Origin of the sequence: Streptomyces sp. NBC_01013, assembly GCF_045162765.1 — a bacterium.
Taxonomy (GTDB): Bacteria; Actinomycetota; Actinomycetes; order Streptomycetales; family Streptomycetaceae; genus Streptomyces.
This window is the reverse complement of the sequence record NZ_CP108687.1, coordinates 3944905-3965092: the sequence shown is the minus strand read 5'-3', so window position 1 is coordinate 3965092 and position 20188 is coordinate 3944905. Positions and strand designations below refer to the sequence as shown.

Below are 20188 nucleotides of genomic sequence, written 5' to 3'. Positions count from 1 at the left end.
TTCGCGCGGTCTCGGTCACCGGGCCCGTGAGCCCGGGGACGGGGTGATCACAGCACGTACCATTCCGGACAGTTGCTCCCTCTGCCGTGCCCCCTGCCGGAAGGCCTGTCCGCCGTGTCCCGTTCGTCGTGGTGCTGCCTGGTGGCGGCCCTTGCGGTTGTCCTGGGGCTGTTCTGCGGACCGTCGGCGGCTTCGGCGTCGACGCCTCCGGCGGGTCCCTCCGTGGCCGCGTCCATGGCCACCGCGCAGGGAGACGGGCTTCCGGGCTGCGGCAGGAAGGGCGAGCACGACGGCACCGTGCCGGCCGTTCCCGGGCGGGCCCGCGCGGCCCATGACCAGGCGCCGGGGCTCGCCGAGTGGGGCCTGCCCGCAGCGACCGTTCCGGGCCCGGCCCACCGGCCCGCGCCGATGACACCGCGGGGACTCGACGCGGCCGCGCCGAGCCCGGTGGAGCTCTCCGTGCTGAGGGTGTAGACGGCCTGCTCTTCCCGGCCGTCCTGCCCCTTTCCTCCCGCATCGCCAGCTCGGAGTTCCGCATGCCCACGTCCACGTCCAACCCGCCCCCGAAGCCCTCGTCCCGGGCGGCCGGCAAGAAGCCCTTGATCTACGGCGCCGGGGTGGTCGTCGCCGCAGCGCTGCTCGGTTATGTGTCCTACCGGGCGACCGCCCCGGATGCGCCCGGCCCCGGTTCCTCGTCCTCGGTGGTGGCGGGCGTCACCGCGGACCCCGACGAGGGCGTCTACCCCGAGCTGGCGAAGCTCGCCCGGCGCGACGCCGGCGACAGACTGGCACGCGGCCGGGCGGACGCGCCCGTCGTCCTCATCGAGTACGCCGACTTCAAGTGCGGCTACTGCGGCAAGTTCGCCCGGGACACCGAGCCGGCCCTGGTGAAGAAGTACGTCGACAACGGCACCCTGCGCATCGAGTGGCGCAACTTCCCGATCTTCGGCTCCGAGTCCGAGGCCGCCGCGCGTGCCTCCTGGGCCGCAGGGCAGCAGGGCCGCTTCTGGGAGTTCCACCGCGCCGCGTACGCCGAAGGAGTCAAGGAGAAGGGGTTCGGCAAGGACCGGCTGAAGGCTCTGGCCCGCGAGGCCGGAGTGCCCGACCTCGACCGCTTCGTCCGCGACACGGACGGCGCGGCGGCCGCGGCAGCGGTGAGCAAGGACCAGGAGCAGGGGTACGGGATCGGCGCGACGTCCACGCCGTCCTTCCTGATCAACGGCCGCCCGATCGCCGGGGCGCAGCCCGCGGAGACCTTCACCCAGGCCATCGAACAGGCGGCCGACCGGGCGAAGAACCTCGGCAACGCGGGCCAGGGCGCCCACGGCACCGCATCCCCGGAAGGCGCCGCGAACGGCCGGGGCTCCGCGAAGTGACGGCGGACATCGGCTACTTCGCCGCACTCCTCGGCGGGCTGCTGGCCCTGCTCAGCCCGTGCAGCGCCCTGCTGCTCCCCGCCTTCTTCGCGTACTCCATCGATTCCGCCTCCCGGCTGCTCGCCCGGACGGGGATCTTCTACGCGGGCCTGGCCACCACCCTGGTCCCGCTCGGCGCCGCGGGCTCGTACGCCGGACGGCTCTTCTACAGCCATCGCGACGCCCTCGTGCTCGGTGCGGGCTGGCTGATCATCGTGCTCGGCGTGGCGCAGATCGTCGGCGTGGGCTTCGCCTCGGGACGGATCTCCGCCCTCAGCGGCCGGATCCGCCCCACGACCGCGCTGTCCGTCTATGCGCTCGGGGCCGTCTACGGCCTGGCCGGCTTCTGCGCGGGACCGATCCTCGGCAGCGTCCTCACCGTCGCAGCCGTCAGCGGCAGCCCGGCGTACGGAGGACTGCTGCTCGCCGTCTACGCGCTGGGCATGGCGGTGCCGCTCTTCCTGCTCGCGCTGCTCTGGGAGCGGTTCGAGCTGGGCCGGAGGGCGTGGCTGCGCGGCCGTGTCCTGCGGTTCGGGCGCTTCGAGCTGCACACCACGACCCTGCTGTCGGGGCTCTTCTTCATGTGCCTCGGCGTGCTCTTCCTGGCGTACGACGGCACGACCGCGTTGCCCGGACTGTTGGACGTGGACCAGTCGTTCGCGGTCGAGCAGTGGGCCCGGAACATCGGCGAGCGCGTGCCGGACGCGGTGCTGCTGGTCGCGGTGGTGGCCGTGGTGCTCTTGGTACTCGCGGTGCGGTCCGGGCGGCGCCGGAGCAGGGACGGCGCGGACGCGGTGAACACCGTGGACGGGGAGGGCGTCTGACACGACGAAGGCCCCGTCCATCGGACGGGGCCTTCGGGTGGTGGCTGGGGCCGGGATCGAACCGGCGACCTATCGCTTTTCAGGCGATCGCTCGTACCAACTGAGCTACCCAGCCACGCAGCTCATAAGGGCTGCAGCGGTCCTGACGGGATTTGAACCCGCGGCCTCCACCTTGACAGGGTGGCGAGCACTCCAAACTGCTCCACAGGACCAAGCTTTGTGCGACTAAGTGTCGCACAGGTTGTGCGTGCCCCCAACGGGATTCGAACCCGTGCTACCGCCTTGAAAGGGCGGCGTCCTGGGCCACTAGACGATGAGGGCAGAACTGCTGGTACAGCTTGCTTCTGCGTCTGTCGCCCGAAGGGAAAGTGAGAAGCGTCCGACTCCGCTTCCCCCCTCAAGAGGTTCGGCTTTTCCTTCCACCTCTGAGGTTTCAGAACGGTCGAGCCCTGACCGGTGCCCTTGGGCACGTCGGAGACAATACACGTGCGTTTCGGTGTCAGCCAAACCGAATAGGGGAGGGCGTCGCGTCGGGCCGGCCCTCCTTGGGCAGATGGCGGCTGACCTCGGCGGTCGTCAGGCCGAGGCCGCCGAGGGTGATCTCGTCCCAGGCCTGCAGACGGCGGGTGGAGCGGTCCAGGTAAAGCACCGACGCGAGCACCTGCTCCGGCTTCTCGTTCTGTACGGCCCGCAGCCCGCCCCCGCCCGTGGAACCCTCGACCATCAGCCGGGTACCGCCCTTCATGAGCTCGTTCTGCCGGTGGTGCACATGCCCGGCCAGAACGAGGGGCACCGCCCCGTCCGTCTGCCGGGCCGCCTCCGGTTCGTGGGCGACGGCGATGTCGACCGGGGTGCGCGCCCGCCCCTGCCCGCGCAGCGCCGCGGCGAGGCGTCGGCCCGCCGCCCCCTCGACGTCCTCGGCCTGCTCCGGGCCCGTGCGGTCCGGAGTGAACTGCGGGTCCCCGATGCCCGCCACCCGCAGCCCGCCGACGGTCACCGCGCGGCCTTCGTCGAGCACGTGCACGTTCTTGAAGCGCTTGTTCCCCTCCAGATACTTCTGCGTGACCGCCGAGTCGTGGTTGCCGCGGACCCAGACGTAGGGCGCACCCAGGTCGCTGATCGGGTCGAGGAAGCTGTTCTCCACGGCCGCCCCGTGATCCATCGTGTCGCCGGAGTCGATGATCACGTCGATGTCGTACTGCTCGACGAGCGAGCCGATGATGTGCCACGCCGCGGGGTTGAGGTGGATGTCGGAGACGTGCAGGACGCGGAGCGTGGCGGGGTCCGGGCTGTACACGGGGAGCGTCGACGTGGCGTCGTACAGCTTGGTGACGTTGGTGACCAGCCGGGCGAGTTCCTGCTGGTAGACGTCGAAGTCGGTGACGATCGAGCGGGCGTCTCCGACGACGGAGGGGGCGCTGGACAGCAGCCCGGAGAACTTCGGCTCCAGGACGGACTCGGGGTTCCAGGTGGCGTACGCCCCGACGCCCGAGGCGGCCAGCAGCGTGAGCGCCAGCCCTCCGGCAGCCAGGGCGCGCCTGGGCCTGCGGTAGACCGCGAGGCCGAGCGCGGTGGCCCCGGAGACGACCGCGACGCAGGAACGCACGGCGAGCTCGCGGGCGCCGGCGCTGACGTCACCGCTCACCTCGCTCTCCAGACCGGCGAGCCGTTCGGGGTGCTGGACCAGGGCCTCGGAGCGGACCGGGTCGAGGCGGTCGACGTCGACGTCGAGCCGGACCGGGGCGTGGTGCGAGTCCAGTTCGAGGGCACCGAGGGGGGACACGTTGATCTTGGTGCCGCCGCTGAGCGAGGGCCGCAGGGTCATGGTCGTGTCCATCGGTCCCACGGGCGTGCGGACGCTGCCGACGGCCAGCAGCCCCAGCCAGGCGCCGAACAGCACGACGGCGACCAGCCCCAGCGCGCGGGCGAACGGACGCGGCGAGCCGGCGAGCATCCCGTGGCCGTGGAAGCGGCGACCGGGCCGACGACCGGAGCGCGGGCGGGGGCGGATGAGGTGTTGGACACGGGCTGCTGCGGCACGGAACGGGTCGGCCATTGGGCGCGTATGCCCCGGCGAAGGGGCGGATATGCGTGTCGGTGCACCGGGGCGCATCCGGCGGCCGTACGTGACAATGGCGGGGTGCTGGAGATGACGCGGGAAGCGTTCGAGGAACTGGTCGGCGAGGCGCTGGACCGGATTCCGCCGGAGCTCACCCGGCTGATGGACAACGTCGCGGTATTCGTCGAGGACGAACCGGAAGCCGATGATCCGGAGCTGCTCGGGCTCTACGAGGGCACGCCGCTGACCGAGCGCGGTGAGTGGTACGCGGGCGTCCTGCCGGACCGGATCACCATCTACCGGGGGCCGACGCTGCGGATGTGCGAGTCGCGCGAGGACGTCGTCACGGAGACGGAGACCACGGTCGTGCACGAGATCGCCCACCACTTCGGCATCGACGACGAGAGGCTGCACGCGCTCGGCTACGGGTGAGGGCGGAAGGCCGCGCGCACACGAGTTCGGGTGAGATGCGGCACACGGTCAGGTGTGAATGAGGTGTGCGGGCTCGCCCGCGGGCGTGTCCCCGGCAGGGTGGCGGGAGTTGGGCACAGCGCTCCCGGCTCGTTTTCGGGATGCCTCGTCCTTCTTCGCGCCCCCGGAGGTGCCCCCGTGCGCCAGTTGCCCGTCCCCATCCGCTGGGCGGCCGTCACCGCGGTGACGATCGCAGCGTCCACCGGCTGCATGAGCATCGGCTCCGACGGCGGGAAGCCGGCGCCCTCCGGCTCCGCCGCGCCGAAGGGCTCGGTGGCCGAGCCGGACGGATCCACGGTGGCCGGTACCGGCCGGGCCCGTACCGGGGGCGGCGCCGAGGCGCACTCCGAGCGTAAAGGCGGCCGGTCTGCCGAGCCGAGCGCCTCGGCCGCCCCCTCGGGCAGCCCCGGCGCCGCCGCATCCGGCCGGCCCGGAGCGGCGCAGGGCGGCCGTCCGCCGACACGGACGCCCACCGCGCCGGAGCCCGGAGCCCCCGAGCAGCCGGAATCGCCGACTCCGTCCGGCCCGGGTCCGGGCCCCGCCGAGACCCCGCAGCCGCCGGAGCCGCCGGAGCCCGAGCCGGGGACCTCCGAGCAGCCGCCCCCGGTGCCCTCGGCGTCGCCCGCCGCCCAGTTCCGTACCGGTGCGAAAGGTGCGCCGGACGGCGTGTACGCGCGGCGGACTCCGGAGGCATCACCGCAGGTGGGACCGGCCTGAGGGGGTGGCCGGCATGGGGCGGGTTGCGTAATGGGGGGAAGAGTGCGTATGGTTATAGATCGTTTGATCCCATTGCCCGGCGCCGACACAGAAGAGCGCCGTGTGGCGCGTACTCTCCCTTGCCGTGGCTGGACCGCATTGAGGCGGTCGAAATTGCGAAAACACGGAGTTACGGGCGCGTGCCGAGACTCCGGAAGGTTTCGCATTTCGCATGTCAATTTCCAGTTCTGACCACACCGTCATGCCCGAGAACGTCGAGAACGACGTCGAGAGCGCCGAGCTCATCGAGGCCGCAGAGGCCGTCATCGCCGAGTCCGTCGACTCCGTCGAGACCGACGCCCCCCAGGCCGAGCAGGCCGACGCCGACTCCGCCGAGGCGGACGCCGAGCCGACCATCACGTTCGCCGAGCTGGGCCTGCCCGAGGGCATCGTCCGCAAGCTCGCGCAGAACGGTGTGACGTCGCCCTTCCCGATCCAGGCGGCGACCATCCCGGACGCCCTGGCCGGCAAGGACATCCTGGGCCGCGGCCGTACCGGCTCCGGCAAGACCCTCTCCTTCGGTCTGCCGACCCTGGCCTCCCTGGCCGGTGGCCACACCGAGAAGAAGAAGCCCCGCGCGATCATCCTCACCCCGACCCGTGAGCTCGCGATGCAGGTCGCGGACGCGCTCCAGCCCTACGGCGACGTGCTCGGCCTGAAGATGAAGGTCGTCTGCGGCGGTACGTCGATGGGCAACCAGATCTACGCACTGGAGCGCGGTGTCGACGTCCTCGTCGCCACCCCGGGCCGGCTGCGCGACATCATCAACCGGGGCGCCTGCTCCCTGGAGAACGTCCAGGTCGCCGTCCTCGACGAGGCCGACCAGATGTCCGACCTGGGCTTCCTGCCCGAGGTCACCGAGCTGCTCGACCAGATCCCCGGCGGCGGCCAGCGCATGCTCTTCTCCGCCACCATGGAGAACGAGATCGGCACCCTGGTCAAGCGCTACCTGAGCAACCCGGTCACCCACGAGGTCGACTCCGCCCAGGGCAACGTCTCGACCATGTCGCACCACGTCCTCGTCGTGAAGCCGAAGGACAAGGCGCCGGTCACCTCCGCGATCGCCGCCCGCAAGGGCCGCACGATCATCTTCGTCCGCACCCAGCTGGGCGCCGACCGCATCGCCGAGCAGCTCATCGAGGCCGGCGTCAAGGCGGACGCCCTGCACGGCGGCATGACGCAGGGTGCCCGTACCCGCGTTCTCGAAGACTTCAAGAAGGGCTTCGTCAACGCGCTCGTCGCGACCGACGTCGCCGCGCGCGGTATCCACGTCGACGGCATCGACCTGGTCCTGAACGTTGACCCGGCCGGTGACCACAAGGACTACCTGCACCGCTCGGGCCGCACCGCCCGTGCCGGCAAGTCCGGTGTCGTCGTCTCGCTGGCGCTGCCGCACCAGCGTCGCCAGATCTTCCGCCTGATGGAGGACGCGGGCGTCGACGCGTCGCGCCACATCGTCCAGGGCGCGGGTGTGTTCGAGCCCGAGGTCGCCGAGATCACCGGCGCCCGTTCGCTCACCGAGGTCCAGGCCGACTCGGCGAACAACGCCGCCAAGCAGGCCGAGCGCGAGGCCGCCGACCTGACCAAGCAGCTGGAGCGCATCCAGCGCCGTGCCGTGGAGCTGCGCGAGGAGGCCGACCGCCTGGTCGCCCGCGCCGCACGCGAGCGGGGCGACGACCCCGAGGCAGCGGTGGCCGAGGTCGCCGCCGAGGCGGAGGCCGCACTCCTGGCCGCCACCTCCGTACCGGAGCAGCAGGCTGCGCGCGAGGAGCGCCGCGACGACCGCGGCAACTTCGAGCGCCGGGACAACCGCGGCGGCGACCGCGGTGGTTACCGTGGCGGCAACGACCGTGTCGGCGAGCGCAGCGGCCGTCCGGCCGGCAGCAACGGCTACCGCGGCAGCAGCGACCGTCCGTCGTTCCGCGGCAGCAACGACCGTCGTGAGGACCGTCCGGTCGGTGGCGGTTTCCGCTCCGGTGGCGGTGACCGTCGTGACGACCGTGGCGGCCGTTCCTTCGAGCGTCGTGACAACGACCGTCCGGCGTTCAACCGCGACCGTCGTGACGAGCGTCCCTCGGGCGGTTTCCGCTCCGGTGGCGGTGACCGTCGTGACGACCGTGGCGGCCGTTCCTTCGAGCGTCGCGACAACGACCGTCCGTCGGGCGGATTCAACCGTGACAACGACCGTCCGGCGTTCAACCGCGACCGTCGTGACGAGCGCCCGTCCGGTGGCTTCCGCTCCGGTGGCGGCGACCGTCCCTTCAACCGTGACCGTCGTGACGACCGCCCGGCGGGCGGCTTCCGCTCCGGCGGTGGCAGCGACCGCCCCACCGGTCGCCGTGACGACCACCGCGCCACGGGAACCGGCACGAGCACCGGCTCCTTCGGCCGTCGTGACGAGAAGCCGCGCTGGAAGCGCAACGGCTGATCCTCCGATCGCCTGACTGCCTGACAGGACCCGCACATCACCTCGGTGATGTGCGGGTCCTGCTTTGTTGAACGGGTTCGAATTTTGCTGACGGTGCCTGTGGGGCGGCTGTTAAGGTCAGCCCACGCACACGGGGAGTTGGGGCCGGGGGGCTTTCACACTTCGCACAGACCGCGGCACGCGCTGCCGCGTCCTCCCCGTGGCCGATCCATCACCTGGGAGGGGACTGCGTTGACAGCGTTCGTTCGTGGCCGTGCCGCATGGCTGGGGTCCGTAGTGGGAGTCACCGTCCTCGCGACGACTGTCGTACCGGCCGAGGCCGCACCCGTCGCGGCTCCGGCCGTCGTGGCGACCACCGGTACCTACGGCCTCGACTTCTCCGGCGGGCGGCTGAACACCGTGGAGCAGAGTCCCAGCGGTGACCGGGTGGTGTACGAGCGTCAGGTGTCCGCCGACGGCGTGACCGTGGGGGAGCGGCAGAGCCGCGGGTACGTGGGCCCCTTTGCCAACGGCGCCCACCTCAGGAGCGTGCCCTGCGACATGGGCGCCTGTGTGGAGCTGGTCGGCGCGGGCAACGGGAGCTTCGGCGTCGTCTTCGTCGACGGGGAAGGCGACAACGCCGGCCTGGAGAGCATGAATTACAGGATGTCGGGAACCTCGCACTACGGGGGCCCCCTCTACCCGGCGGGTACCACGAAGATCGTGGATCTGACCGGGCGCTCCTGGGTCGCCAACGGCGGCTCGACCGCCGAACAGCAGGCCGGTGTGCACCCGAGCTATCGCGCCACCGCCGACCCCGTCGTCCGTAAGCCCACCGCCGCATCCGTCTGGGGCACCACGCTCTGGGCGGCGACCTCCACCACCGGCGCGCTCACCGCCACCGATCTGGGGCAGCGGAAGGTCGTGCAGACGCTCGCCACCGGCGCTCCCTGTGTGATCAAGGAGGTGCGCACGGTCGGGCGCTGGATCTACTGGAACTGCGGGACGACCGGCGCGGCGGGGGTGTACGACCGTACGGCGAACAAGTCGTTCACCGTGCCGTCCGGGCCCGCCCTCGTCGGCGACGGGTATCTGGTCCGGCACGACCGGACCGCCGGGAAGCTGCTGCTGACCGACTTCCACACGGGCAAGGCGGCCGCTCCCCGGGCGGTGGCCGACCTGCCCGCCGGGAAGACCGCCGACCAGCGACGGCTGACCTGGGCGGTGGACAAGTTCGGCGGGGACATCGCCTACCTGGATGCCGCCCGGTCCATCCACATCGTGCCCAGCGGCGTGCCCGCACAGCCCCTCGCGAAGCTGGCTTCCGATGTCGCAGAGCCTTACATCGACATCAAGGGCATGTACGGCCCGGAGGCATGGCTCAGCACCTGGCAGTTCAACAAGCCCGTCACCTGGACGTACACCGTCAAGGACGTGACCGGCCGCACCGTACGCACCCTCAAGGGCGGCTCCGGCACCGAGACGGGCGTCGAGTGGGACGGCCGGACGGACACGGGGAAGTTCGCCGTAAACAGCCGGCACACCTGGACCCTGCGGGCGACCGCGGAGGACGGCTCGGGGATGTACACCACCAGCGGGAGCATCACGGTGAGCGGCGGCACGGCGGGCTTCCACGACCAGGGCTTTCTCAGTACGGGTGATCTCGTCACCCTCAACCCGTCCGGTGGGCTGACCGTTCAGTTCGGGCAGACCTCGGGCAGATTCGAGGGCAAGAAGACCGGCACCGGCTGGCCGGCCGGCACCCTCGCCGTTCCGTTCGCGGACACCGGCAGCGACCGGTGCGCCGAACTGCTCGTACGGATTCCGGGCGGCGAACTCCGTCAGTACACCGGCCGCTGCGGCCAGTCGGGTTACACGCCGAAGAGCAGCCACACCACGATCGGCAAGGGCTGGCAGCAGTTCGACGTGCTGACCTCGCCCGGCGATCTGAACGGGGACGGCCGGGCCGACCTCCTGGCCCGGCAGACGACCACCGGTGACATGTACCTCTTCCCCGGGGCGGCCGGGGGGAAGTTCGCGCCGAAGGTCAGGATCTACACCAACTGGAAGACCTACGCACAGATCACCGGCGTCGGTGACATCACCGGTGACGGCCGCGCCGACCTGCTCTGCCACGACCGCAAGGGCGGCCTGTGGCGCTACAACGGCCTGGGCAACGGCAGATTCGCGCCGCGGGCGCAGGTGTTCTCGGGCTGGGGGAGCTCGTACAACGCGATGGTGGGCGTCGGTGACCTGACCGGAGACGGAAAGAACGACATCGTCGTACGCGACTCGGCGGGCAAGCTGTTCCGCAACAACGGCAACGGCAAGGGGTCGTTCGGGCCCCGCACGCAGATCGCCACCGGCTGGAAGGCGTACAAGGGTCTCTTCTGAGAGCCTGACGGACTACGCGGCCGACAACCGGCGCATGTCATGCCTCCGGCGAGGGAATCGCTGGGGGCATGACAATCAACCCCCGCGGTGCCCCGTCCGAGGAACCGGCCCCGGCCCACGCACCGGACCCAGCGCCCGAAGGCCTCGCGTCCGCAAGTCCATCGACCGACGCCCTCCCGACCGGTCCGCCCGCCGGTTCCGACGAGGCGAGGCTGGCCGAACTCGGCTACACCCAGGTCCTCGCCCGACGGATGTCCGCCTTCTCCAACTACGCCGTCTCGTTCACGATCATCTCGGTGCTCTCCGGCTGCCTGACGCTGTATCTGTTCGGCATGAACACCGGCGGCCCCGCCGTCATCACCTGGGGCTGGGTGGGCGTCGGCCTCATGACGCTGTTCGTCGGGCTGGCGATGGCGGAGATCTGTTCGGCGTACCCGACCTCCGCCGGCCTGTATTTCTGGGCGCACCGGCTGGCCCCGCCGCGTTCGGCGGCGGCCTGGGCCTGGTTCACGGGCTGGTTCAACGTGCTGGGCCAGGTCGCCGTCACCGCCGGGATCGACTTCGGGGCGGCGTCGTTCCTGGGCGCCTACCTGAACCTCCAGTTCGACTTCGAGGTCACGCCCGGCCGCACGATCCTCCTCTTCGCCGCGATCCTGCTGCTGCACGGCCTGCTGAACACCTTCGGCGTGCGCATCGTCGCGATCCTCAACAGCGTCAGCGTCTGGTGGCACGTGCTCGGCGTCGCCGTGATCGTCGGCGCGCTGACCTTCGTACCCGACTCGCATCAGTCGGCGTCGTTCGTCTTCACCGAGTTCGTGAACAACACCGGCTGGGGCAGCGGCTTCTACGTGGTGATGATCGGGCTGCTGATGGCCCAGTACACCTTCACCGGCTACGACGCCTCCGCCCACATGACCGAGGAGACGCACGACGCCGCGACCGCCGGCCCGCGCGGCATCGTCCAGTCCATCTGGACCTCGTGGATCGCCGGCCTCGTGCTGCTGCTCGGCTTCACCTTCGCCATCCAGTCGTACGACGGAGCCCTGGCCTCCCCGACCGGCGCCCCGCCCGCCCAGATCCTCCTCGACGCCCTGGGCGCCACCACGGGCAAGCTCCTGCTCCTGGTGGTGATCGGTGCCCAGCTCTTCTGCGGCATGGCCTCCGTGACCGCCAACAGCCGGATGATCTACGCGTTCTCTCGGGACGGCGCCCTGCCGTTCTCGCATGTCTGGCACACGGTCAGCCCACGCACCCGCACCCCCGTGGCTGCGGTCTGGCTGGCCGCCTTCGGCGCCCTGGCCCTGGGCCTCCCGTACCTGATCAACGTCACCGCGTACGCGGCCGTCACCTCCATCGCGGTCATCGGCCTGTACATCGCGTACGTCATTCCGACCCTGCTCCGCCTCCTGCGCGGCGACGACTTCAGCCCCGGCCCCTGGCACCTCGGCCGCTGGTCCCGCCCCATCGGCATCGTCGCCGTGGTGTGGGTGGTGGTCATCACCGTGCTCTTCATGCTGCCCCAGGTCTCGCCCGTCACCTGGGAGACCTTCAACTACGCACCGGTCGCCGTCCTGGTGGTCCTGGGATTCGCCGCCACCTGGTGGTTCGCCTCGGCCCGTCACTGGTTCCTCAATCCCGATCACACACGCACGATCGCCCCCAATTCACCCCGCTGAACGGGGCCGCTGCGATGACGACGGGGCCCGGCAACCGATACCCGATCGGCGGCCGGGCCACGGCGGGCTATGCTCGGGGGTGATTCGCCGAGGGCCGTTAGCTCAATTGGTCAGAGCAGCGGACTTTTAATCCGTTGGTTGTGGGTTCGAGTCCCACACGGCCTACGCGATGCAGGGCAGAGGCAACCCTCTGACCTGCTACTTAGCGCCTCGAGCGGCTTCGGCCGGTCGAGGCGCTTCGTCGTTCCGGGGCTCTTGCGTGAGCGATGCGTGAGCGGATGGTCTGGCAGCAGGCATGACGGACGCGGCTTCGTGAACTCCGGATACCAGATCGGCGCTGGGTGCGTTGCTGTTCTGGGGTCGCAGGGCAGATACCGGAAAACCTCTCATCTCATATCGAGTCGGCTGCTAGCGTGATGATCATCACCTTGGGGATCACTCACCCCATTCGACACCTCATGCTCAGGACGATCGTGAAGATCAAGCGCGCGCGCATCGAGAACTTCTGCTGTCTGCACGACGTGGATGTCTCGTTCGAAGAGATCACCTCCTTTATCGGGCCGACCGGTGTCGGCAAGTCCACCGTGCTACGCGCACTTGATTGGTTCTTCAACGGCGAAAGGTCACTCGCGCTGAGTGACGACGACGTCCACTCGGCGGCGAAGGGCGGCCGCATCGTCGTCGAGGTGGAGTTCGATGGGCTCACTGCCCACGACCGGGAGGTCCTCGGGCGGTACGCGCCCGACGGGGCCGAGAGTGTGAGCGTGTGGCGGACCTGGCAGAACGGCGAGGACAAGATCACGGGCAAGGCGCTCGCGTACCACCCGTTCGAGGAGGTGAGGAAGTTCGAGAAAGCGACCGACCTTCGCAAGGCGTACGACGAGTTGCGTGACGGAGATGCCAGCCTGGAGCTGCCGAAGGCCGCGAGCAAGGACAAGGCACTTGAGGCCATGCGGACTTGGGAGCTGGCCCATCGGGAGCAGCTCACCGAGTCGGAGATCGAGGACACCCACTTCTTTGGCTTCGCGGGGCAGAGCAAGCTCGGCCAGCTGATCGACTTCGTTTTCGTCTCCGCGGACCTTCGGGCGTACGAGGAGGCGGACGACCAGAGGGCCACAGCGCTGGGCCGAATCCTGGACCACGCAGTGGATCGGACAGAGGCGAATGAGCAGCTTGGCGAGATCGAGGAGAGCGCACACCTAGCCCGGCAGGAGGTACACGCGAAGGTGTACGGGCCGGTACTCGATGACATCTCGGCTGCTCTGTCTTCCGAGGTCGCGAGGTTTACCACGGGTCGTCAGGTGGTCGTGACTCCCACGGTTCATGCACCGAGGCCGGCTCGGACCACCTTCCAGGTGAGTATCCGCGATGGCGCGGCAGAGACCTCAGTCCACCGGCAAGGGCATGGCTTTCAGCGAGCTTTGATCATCGCCGCTCTGAAGTACCTTGCTGATCGCCGACGCCCAGAGGGCGATTCCCGGACGCTGTGCTTGGCCATCGAGGAGCCCGAGCTTTTCCAGCATCCGCCGCAGGCACGCACCTTCGCGAAGGTGCTGCGCGAGCTGGTGGCTGCTTCCCCCGAGGGGCGCACTCAGGTCATGTACGCCACGCACAGCCCTGTTTTCCTCGACCCGACGGGTTACCACCAAATCCGCCGTCTGCGCCGTGCCGTGGGTGAGGCACATCCCGTCACCGAGATCCGTCAGGCGTCCCAGGATGACCTGTGCCGTGTCCTCGACGGCTTCATCGAAGCGAACACTGTCAAGAGTCGGACGGTCGGGAGGCTGGCGGGGCTGTTTGCCGAGGGCTTCTTTGCCCACGCAGTGGTGCTGGTTGAGGGGCGAGGAGACGAGGGAGTAATCACGGGCTGCGCGGAGCGTGCTGGTATCAACCTCGGCGCGGAGGGGATCAGCGTTATCGAGGTGACTGGAAAGGACAACCTGATGATTTCTGACGTCCTTTTCAGGATGCTGGGTGTTCCCTGCTACATGGTGTTTGACGGGGATGCAGGTACCGAGGAGCGTAAGCGGCAGTCGACGGCAAATCTGCTTCCGGAGCAGCGGCGGGAGAAGGAACTGAAGTACGAGCGTGACGCGCGGCGAAACCGTGAGAAGAACGCCGATCTTCTACGGTACCTCGGGAGCACGGTCGTCTCTCAGCCTTCGGACGAGTCCACCGCTCGGTACACGGTTTTCGAGGACAACCTGGAGACTTACCTCGGTCAGCACTGGCCGGCTTGGGACCTGCGCAGGAGGGATCTTGTGAGCTCGGACGAGGCCGTCGACGGAAAGAACGCGGCGACGTATCTGGAGACGACGCGCACTGTTGCGACGGACCCGCCATTCCTTCTCCACGCCATGCTGGAGAACGTCACGAGCCTCGGCAGGGCTACGGGGATGGCATAACCGCAAAGCCTCTCCGCCCTCCTTTCCTTGGCGCGTCATTCTGTACGCGGGTTTCGCCGTTCATCCGCCATCCGTCGGCTGACGCGAGGAATCAATGCGGCTGCGGCTTCGGCCGCGGCCTTGTCGACCTCGGGCAGCAGGCTCGTGTACGTGTCAGAGGTCAGCGTGATCGTGGAGTGGCGGAGCGTCTCCTTGATCGTGTGCAGGTCGCCGCCCCCGCCATGGGTGAGCGTGGCCGCGACGTGGCGCAGATCGCGCAGGGTGATCGGCGGTAGATCCGTGGTGGCGAGGATGCGCCTGAACGTCTCGGAGACCGTCTCCGGATGCAGCCAGGAGCCGTCTTCGCGAGTGAAGACCTTGCCCGTCTCGTTCCAGGCGTCGCCCCACTCCTCCCGAGCGCTCTGCATGGCCTTGTGCTGCTCCCGCAGGAGAGCGACGTTGACGCTGTCCAGGGCGATCGTCCCGGCGCTGCCGTCCGTCTTGGGGGCGGACTCGTACGGATCCCAACCGTCGACCACGATCTCTTTGGCCGGTGTGATGAGGCCGGCGTCCAGGTCGACATCCGTCCAGTTCTGGCCGACGGCCTCGCCCCTGCGGAGACCGCGGGTACCCACGAGGTGGAAGAGCACGTAGAGCCGGTCGGATTCGGCTGCGTCCAGGAACGTTCCGAACTGAGCCGGCGTCCAGACCATGACCGGCGACGGCAGCTCGCCGGTTGCACGCCAGCGCTCCACTCGCTGCGCGGTCCAGAGGAGCGGCTTCGGGCGCTTGCCGGACTCCAGCTCGACGTGGGAAGCCGGGTTGAAGGAGATGTACTGCTGGGCGATCGCCGCGTTGAGGGCCGCTCGCAGCGTGCGCCGGATGCTCTGCTGCGTAGCGGGCCCGGTGATCTTCCGGAACGGCTTCATCTTGGCGAGCTTCGCCCGTTCGACGGCGAGCAGGGCTCGTTCGGCTGCGACGGGACGGCCGGGCCTACTGGGCTTGCACCTGGCGATCTGCTCGCGCCGTTCGAGGTTCTCCGCCTGGATTACCTCGTTGGCGTCGGCTATGCCGTCGTACATCTCCACGAGGTGGCCGACGTTGAGACGATCGAGACGGACATGGCCTATACGGGGCTTCAGGTGGACGCGGATGTGGGAGGCGTACCCGTTGAGCGTCGTCTTCCGTGACTTCTTCGCAGCAAGCCACTGGTCGAGCCACTCACCCACTGTCCGCCGTCCGATCAGGTCCAAGCCTGCCCTGAAACGCCTGCGGGTGTCATCGATGTCGGGCAGGGGAGCCTTCTCGTCGGCGACCTGTTCGAGCAGCTCCGCGATCCGGTTCAGGTCGTGATCATCGTCCGAGTCCGCGATGGCGATGAGGGCTCGTACGTGGTCCAGGTCGACCTGTGCGGCCTTCAGTGTTTCGTAGCCGGCGCGGTTGAAGGAGCGGCGCGTGCCATCGGCCCGTGGCGGGAGCTCCTGGCGTATGGAGTAGGAGCCGTGCTTGCGGCTGGTGAGCTTGGGGCACTTCTTGCCGAGCGGCTTGCCGGTCTCGGCGTTGCGGCAGTAGCAGCGGCGGTGGGTGGATCCCTTCAAGGGCGTTCCTCCGGGGTGGTCTCAGGGGCCCATTCGGGCGGGTCTACGTCGTGGAGTGCGGGTGGGAGGTCGGGCGGGATGGCTCCGTCGTCGAGAAGGTCTCGGCGGAGATAGCGGAGCTTGTACTTCGCGGAGACGGCCCGGTCGGCGTACTCGGTCCGCTTGCGTTCGGCTTCTTCCTGCTGGGCGCGGCTGGTTGCCGTCTTGACGGCGAACCGCGCCTGCTCTTCTTCGTCGAGCGCAACCAGGGCGGTGCTCACAAGGCTGGCGTGAATCTCGAAGTCGGGTACGAGGCCGGCATCGTGCCCCGGTACTTCCTGCTCGCCGGTGAAGCGCCGCAGAGCGTCCCAGGTCGGCACGAGGTGCTCGAAGGGGAGCTCCTGGGTCCGGTCGACGTAGCCGACCGGGAAGACGAGGCAGGCCGGATACGTCTCCAGGGCGGCAGCCAGGACCAGGACGTCCACCAATGGCAGGCCGGCCCGGCGGCCGGATTCCATGTTGGCGATCACGTTGCGCGGGATCGGGTGCCCGAGCTGCTCGCATCGGTCGGCCAGTTCTTGCGCGCTCCACCCCATCTCCTTTCGTCTGCGGCGGACTTCGCCGGCCACGTTCGCCTGGACCCGGTCCACCCACTCCGGGAAGTTGTCCGCTTCATCATCCACACGACGTTGTGTCATGAAGACACATTAGCTTGTGGATCCTGATTGGTAGACGCCTGGAGCCGGACGTGATGACTGCGTTCGCCGACGGCTGTGCCGAAAGGGATGGCGCATGCGCGAGAACACCACGGAGGGGTCGTTGAAGGGGATGAGTCGTGAGGACCTGCTGGCTTTGCCGGTAGCCGTTGACCTGGAGACAGGCAACCGGGCGCTGGGGCTGGGCCGGAGCAAAGGGTACGAGCTCGCCAAGCGCGGCCAGTACCCCTGCAGGGTGCTCAGGCTCGGGAACGCCTATCGCGTGGTGACCGCGGACCTGTTGGCCCTGTTGGGCCTGGCGGCTTGAAGCGCCGGGAGTGCCGCAGACGCTTCTGCGCTGAGCTGACACAGAAACGCTGGACTGTTGCGAGGTGCGGACGTACTGTCCGTGTTCCCCGAAGGACGGCGGCCTGTGTTCCCCGAGGGAACAGACCGTGCGTTCCCTGAAGGAACGCGGGATGCCCGGCCACGGGACGGCCAGCCACCCGCCAGAAGGAAATGGGCCCCCGGCGGTGCAACGCCGGAGGCCCCAGGACTCCCCAGCAATCCCATGAGAATCGACCCGGCGGCAGGGGCGTGCAAGCCCGACACCGCCAGACGAGGAGCCGCCCAGTGCAACCTGAGAACCCCGAGCCCTATTCCGCCCCTGCCCGAGCGGCCTGGCCCACCACGGCCGTCCCCGGCCGGCCCGGCGCCCACCTGCGCCACGCGCACGAGGACAGCGCAGCAGCGGACCCGGGCGACGGTGCGGCCGACGGCAGCGCCAGTGAGGAGGACCCGGCGAGCGGACTGGAGGCCGTCCCGGACGCGGAACCGACACCGGGCACGATGTTGCTCGACGAACTGCGCTCCCGGATAGCCCAGTTCGTGATCCCGCCCTCATCCGAGGCGCTGGACGCGATCACCCTCTGGGTGGTGGCGACGCATCTCCAGCCCGCGTGGCAGCACGCCCCACGGCTGGCGGTGGTGGGGCCGGCGAAGCGGTGCGGCAAGTCGCGGCTCCTGGACGTGCTGACCGAGACGGTCCACGAGCCGATGCTCACCATTAACACCACACCAGCGGCGATCTTCCGCTCGATCACCGAGGAGGAACCGCCGACACTTCTGGTGGACGAGGCGGACACAATTTTCGGCACGCCAAAGCAGGCGGAGCGGAACGAGGAGACGCGTGGCCTGCTCAACGCCGGTCATCAGCGAGGGCGTTACGTGACTCGGGTCGTCGGTAACGACCACACCCCGCACAAGTTCGCCACCTTCGCCATGGCGGCCATCGCGGGGATCGGCAACCTGCCCGACACGATCATGGACCGGTCGGTCGTGATCCGGATGCGTCGGCGGGCCGAAGGGGAGAGGGTGAAGCCCTTCCGTTCTCGTCGTGACATTCCCGCCCTGCACGAGCTGCGCGACGGGATCAACGCGTGGGCCCGCCAGTTTCTGGAGGAGGCCGCGATCCTTGAGCCGGACATGCCGGTCGAGGACCGTGCAGCCGACACCTGGGAGCCCTTGGTGATCGTCGCCGAACTGGCTGGGGGGCCCTGGCCGCGCCGGGCCCGAGTGGCGTGCGCGCGGATGGTCGCCGCCGAAGTGGCAGCCGAGGAGGACCACCCCAGCGGCGCACGAATCCTCGCCGATACTCGCCGGGTCTTCGCCGCCCAGCGAGAGGTGGACAGCCTGTCCACCGAAGAGCTCCTGCATCACCTGCGCCAGGACCCCGAGGGCCCGTGGGCGGAGTGGGGGCGCGGTGGGCTGAACGCCCGTGAGTTGGGCAGGCTGCTGCGGGGCTTCGGTGTGGGGCCGGGCAACGTCCGGATGGCCGACGGAACGCAGCGCAAGGGCTACACGCGCAACAAGTTCCTCGACAGCTGGCGGCGGTACTGCCCCACCGTCCACCCCGTCGGCACCCGCCCCGCCGCCGACCAGGGCTGAGGCCCGCCGCCCTGGTTGCCGTCCCTGCCGTCCCTGCCGTGATCACGCAGGTCAAACGGCCTGCAGGCGAGACGGCGACCGGGGTCAAGACGGCAACGCGATCACGACCACCGGCCTGTCCGTTCAAGACGCTGCCCGGATCCGTCTTGCACCGTCTTACGCGTCCTTGCCGTATCAGTGCAGGTCACAGCCCTGACCGGTGAGACGGAAGACGCAATGCGCTGTCCCGACTCGGGACACGGCCACCGGGCCGGGTACTGGCGCGGCGAACCGCCTGCTCCGTACTTCGACAGAGCTGAAGACGCCGGCGGCACCACCGAGACGGCCAGCCGGAGCTGCTGCCGTACCGCCCTGACCTGCACTTGCAACGGCCAAGACGCCAAAGACGCACCACACCACCACTCCAGGAGCACCCGCTTGCCCACCCCTCCCCTCTCGCCCCCGGACCACCACCAGCCGGAGAACCGGACGGCCGAAGGACAACAAACAGCGTCCCAGGGTGCTGCCGAGCGCTACGCGCTCATCGCGGCCGGCATCGTCATCGTCGCCCTGACCGCCGGAGCGTTCTGGCTCTCCTACGCGCACCTGGCCGACGTCGCCGGGCAGCACGGGCTGGGAGATTCACAGGTCCGCCGCTGGGCATGGCCCGCCACCCTGGACGCCTTCATCGTCGCGGGTGAGCTGCTGATGCTCCGCGCAGGGCTGCGCCGGGTCACCGACCGATGGGCCATAGCCGTGACCGCCATCGGCTCGGCCGGCTCCATCGCCTTGAACGTTGCCGGGGTCAGCGGCACACGCGATACCGGTGACGCCCCGCTCCTCGATTACGTGGTGGCCGCGGTTCCCCCGGCAGCCGCGATGGTGGCCTTCGCCGTACTGATGCGGCAGATCCACCAGCTCGTGGACCAGCACCCGACCGCAGGTTCCGGGCAAGTGCTGACGGCATCGGTCACCACCCCCCTCCGGGCCGCCCGAATATCAGCGGAGCCAGCGGAACCCGGCACGCTCACCGAGCCACCGGCCGCCGTGCTCGATGGGCCTCCGGAACCTCCTGCGGACGTTGCGGAGACCAAGTCCCGGGGTGGCCGTCCGCCCGGCGCCCCGCTCGGGGATCTCGTGGAGATCGGCAGGGCTGCCTGTGCTGAGCAGGGAAAACTCACCCGGGCCACTGTCCGGAAGGCAGTTGAGGACAAGGGCCTTTCGATTTCCAGTGAGCGGCTGACCGAGGTGACCAACGTCCTCCGGAACGAACTCACAGCCACTGCCGAAAGCGATCCAGCCAGCGGCTGACCAGGAACCCTCCGGGTGACCGGAACCCGTTCCGGTCACCCGGCCAGGCCGGTCACTACTGGCTCATCACAGCCAAGGACGGGTCTGTGTGACCGCTCGCAGCTCGCGGGCCCTACCGAGCCCGCCTCATCCTCGTCGGGAGAACCGTTCATGACGCACGATCCACACCACCCCAAGGAACAGATACCGCTGACGAAGTCGCCTGTGCTGACGGAACGTGTGCGGCAGGCATTCGGACGGGCTGCTTCAGACGGAGCAAGTTGTCGGGTAAGGAGTCCTTACCCGACCTCCGC

General features: G+C 69.3%; 15 protein-coding genes and 4 tRNA genes. 13 read left to right on the top strand and 6 right to left on the bottom strand.

Features of this window, described 5'->3' with window-relative positions:
- Positions 1–114: 114 nt before the first annotated feature.
- The 3 genes from OG538_RS17100 to OG538_RS17090 all read left to right on the top strand — a co-directional run bounded on the left by OG538_RS17100 (position 115) and on the right by OG538_RS17090 (position 2239).
- Positions 115–474 (top strand): hypothetical protein, encoded by a 360-nt coding sequence (locus OG538_RS17100; RefSeq protein ID WP_406094511.1) that lies wholly within the window; start codon positions 115–117, stop codon positions 472–474.
- Between the two features lie 62 nt (positions 475–536).
- Complete coding sequence (locus OG538_RS17095) at positions 537–1376, top strand: DsbA family protein (RefSeq protein WP_406094509.1); 840 nt, start codon at positions 537–539, stop codon at positions 1374–1376.
- Positions 1373–2239, top strand: a complete 867-nt coding sequence (locus OG538_RS17090) for a cytochrome c biogenesis CcdA family protein (RefSeq protein ID WP_406094507.1) — start codon at positions 1373–1375, stop codon at positions 2237–2239. Before OG538_RS17095 ends, OG538_RS17090 begins: the two co-directional genes overlap by 4 nt.
- A gap of 38 nt (positions 2240–2277) precedes the next feature.
- Here OG538_RS17090 and OG538_RS17085 read toward each other — a convergent pair.
- From OG538_RS17085 to OG538_RS17070, 4 genes are all read right to left on the bottom strand, one after another.
- Positions 2278–2354: transfer RNA gene (locus OG538_RS17085), tRNA-Phe, on the bottom strand.
- 22 nt (positions 2355–2376) lie between these two features.
- Positions 2377–2451, bottom strand: a tRNA-Asp gene (locus tag OG538_RS17080).
- A gap of 36 nt (positions 2452–2487) precedes the next feature.
- A tRNA-Glu gene (locus tag OG538_RS17075) sits at positions 2488–2560 on the bottom strand.
- Positions 2561–2738: 178 nt separating this feature from the next.
- Positions 2739–4295 carry a metallophosphoesterase gene (locus tag OG538_RS17070; RefSeq protein WP_406094505.1) on the bottom strand — a complete coding sequence of 519 codons (1557 nt, stop codon included), beginning with the start codon at positions 4293–4295 and terminating at the stop codon, positions 2739–2741.
- A gap of 84 nt (positions 4296–4379) precedes the next feature.
- Here OG538_RS17070 and OG538_RS17065 point away from each other — a divergent pair, with 84 nt between their 5' ends.
- From OG538_RS17065 to OG538_RS17035, 7 genes are all read left to right on the top strand, one after another.
- Complete coding sequence (locus OG538_RS17065) at positions 4380–4730, top strand: metallopeptidase family protein (RefSeq protein ID WP_406094503.1); 351 nt, start codon at positions 4380–4382, stop codon at positions 4728–4730.
- A gap of 177 nt (positions 4731–4907) precedes the next feature.
- Positions 4908–5486, top strand: a complete 579-nt coding sequence (locus OG538_RS17060) for a hypothetical protein (RefSeq protein WP_406094502.1) — start codon at positions 4908–4910, stop codon at positions 5484–5486.
- A gap of 211 nt (positions 5487–5697) precedes the next feature.
- Entirely contained in the window at positions 5698–7953 is a 2256-nt protein-coding gene (locus tag OG538_RS17055) for a DEAD/DEAH box helicase (protein WP_406094500.1), read from the top strand.
- 231 nt (positions 7954–8184) lie between these two features.
- Positions 8185–10326, top strand: coding sequence for an FG-GAP repeat domain-containing protein (locus tag OG538_RS17050; protein ID WP_406094498.1), 2142 nt, complete (start codon positions 8185–8187; stop codon positions 10324–10326).
- Positions 10327–10394: 68 nt separating this feature from the next.
- Positions 10395–12002, top strand: coding sequence for an amino acid permease (locus OG538_RS17045; RefSeq protein WP_406094496.1), 1608 nt, complete (start codon positions 10395–10397; stop codon positions 12000–12002).
- A 91-nt stretch (positions 12003–12093) separates the two neighbouring features.
- Positions 12094–12167: transfer RNA gene (locus tag OG538_RS17040), tRNA-Lys, on the top strand.
- A gap of 251 nt (positions 12168–12418) precedes the next feature.
- Complete coding sequence (locus OG538_RS17035) at positions 12419–14407, top strand: AAA family ATPase (RefSeq protein WP_406100182.1); 1989 nt, start codon at positions 12419–12421, stop codon at positions 14405–14407.
- 35 nt (positions 14408–14442) lie between these two features.
- Here OG538_RS17035 and xerC read toward each other — a convergent pair whose 3' ends face one another.
- Entirely contained in the window at positions 14443–15984 is a 1542-nt protein-coding gene (gene xerC / locus OG538_RS17030; protein ID WP_406094494.1) for a tyrosine recombinase XerC, read from the bottom strand.
- Complete coding sequence (locus tag OG538_RS17025) at positions 15981–16661, bottom strand: helix-turn-helix domain-containing protein (RefSeq protein WP_406094492.1); 681 nt, start codon at positions 16659–16661, stop codon at positions 15981–15983. Before OG538_RS17025 ends, xerC begins: the two co-directional genes overlap by 4 nt.
- A gap of 94 nt (positions 16662–16755) precedes the next feature.
- Here OG538_RS17025 and OG538_RS17020 point away from each other — a divergent pair, with 94 nt between their 5' ends.
- From OG538_RS17020 to OG538_RS17010, 3 genes are all read left to right on the top strand, one after another.
- The gene (locus OG538_RS17020) at positions 16756–16986 is read left to right on the top strand and encodes a hypothetical protein (RefSeq protein ID WP_406094490.1); all 231 of its coding nucleotides are present in this window, start codon (positions 16756–16758) and stop codon (positions 16984–16986) included.
- Positions 16987–17291: 305 nt separating this feature from the next.
- Positions 17292–18605 carry a DUF3631 domain-containing protein gene (locus tag OG538_RS17015; protein WP_406094488.1) on the top strand — a complete coding sequence of 438 codons (1314 nt, stop codon included), beginning with the start codon at positions 17292–17294 and terminating at the stop codon, positions 18603–18605.
- A 417-nt stretch (positions 18606–19022) separates the two neighbouring features.
- Positions 19023–19895 (top strand): DUF2637 domain-containing protein, encoded by an 873-nt coding sequence (locus OG538_RS17010; protein ID WP_406094486.1) that lies wholly within the window; start codon positions 19023–19025, stop codon positions 19893–19895.
- The last annotated feature ends 293 nt before the right edge of the window (positions 19896–20188 follow it).

What these genes read in the sequence shown, in the direction of transcription:
- OG538_RS17055 (WP_406094500.1), top strand. Translation starts at nt 5,698, where the DNA reads ATGTCAATTTCCAGTTCTGACCACACCGTCATGCCCGAGAACGTCGAG.
- OG538_RS17095 (WP_406094509.1), top strand. Translation starts at nt 537, where the DNA reads ATGCCCACGTCCACGTCCAACCCGCCCCCGAAGCCCTCGTCCCGGGCG.
- OG538_RS17020 (WP_406094490.1), top strand. Translation starts at nt 16,756, where the DNA reads ATGCGCGAGAACACCACGGAGGGGTCGTTGAAGGGGATGAGTCGTGAG.
- OG538_RS17035 (WP_406100182.1), top strand. Translation starts at nt 12,419, where the DNA reads ATGATCATCACCTTGGGGATCACTCACCCCATTCGACACCTCATGCTC.
- OG538_RS17045 (WP_406094496.1), top strand. Translation starts at nt 10,395, where the DNA reads ATGACAATCAACCCCCGCGGTGCCCCGTCCGAGGAACCGGCCCCGGCC.
- OG538_RS17070 (WP_406094505.1), bottom strand. Translation starts at nt 4,295, where the DNA reads ATGGCCGACCCGTTCCGTGCCGCAGCAGCCCGTGTCCAACACCTCATC.
- OG538_RS17025 (WP_406094492.1), bottom strand. Translation starts at nt 16,661, where the DNA reads ATGACACAACGTCGTGTGGATGATGAAGCGGACAACTTCCCGGAGTGG.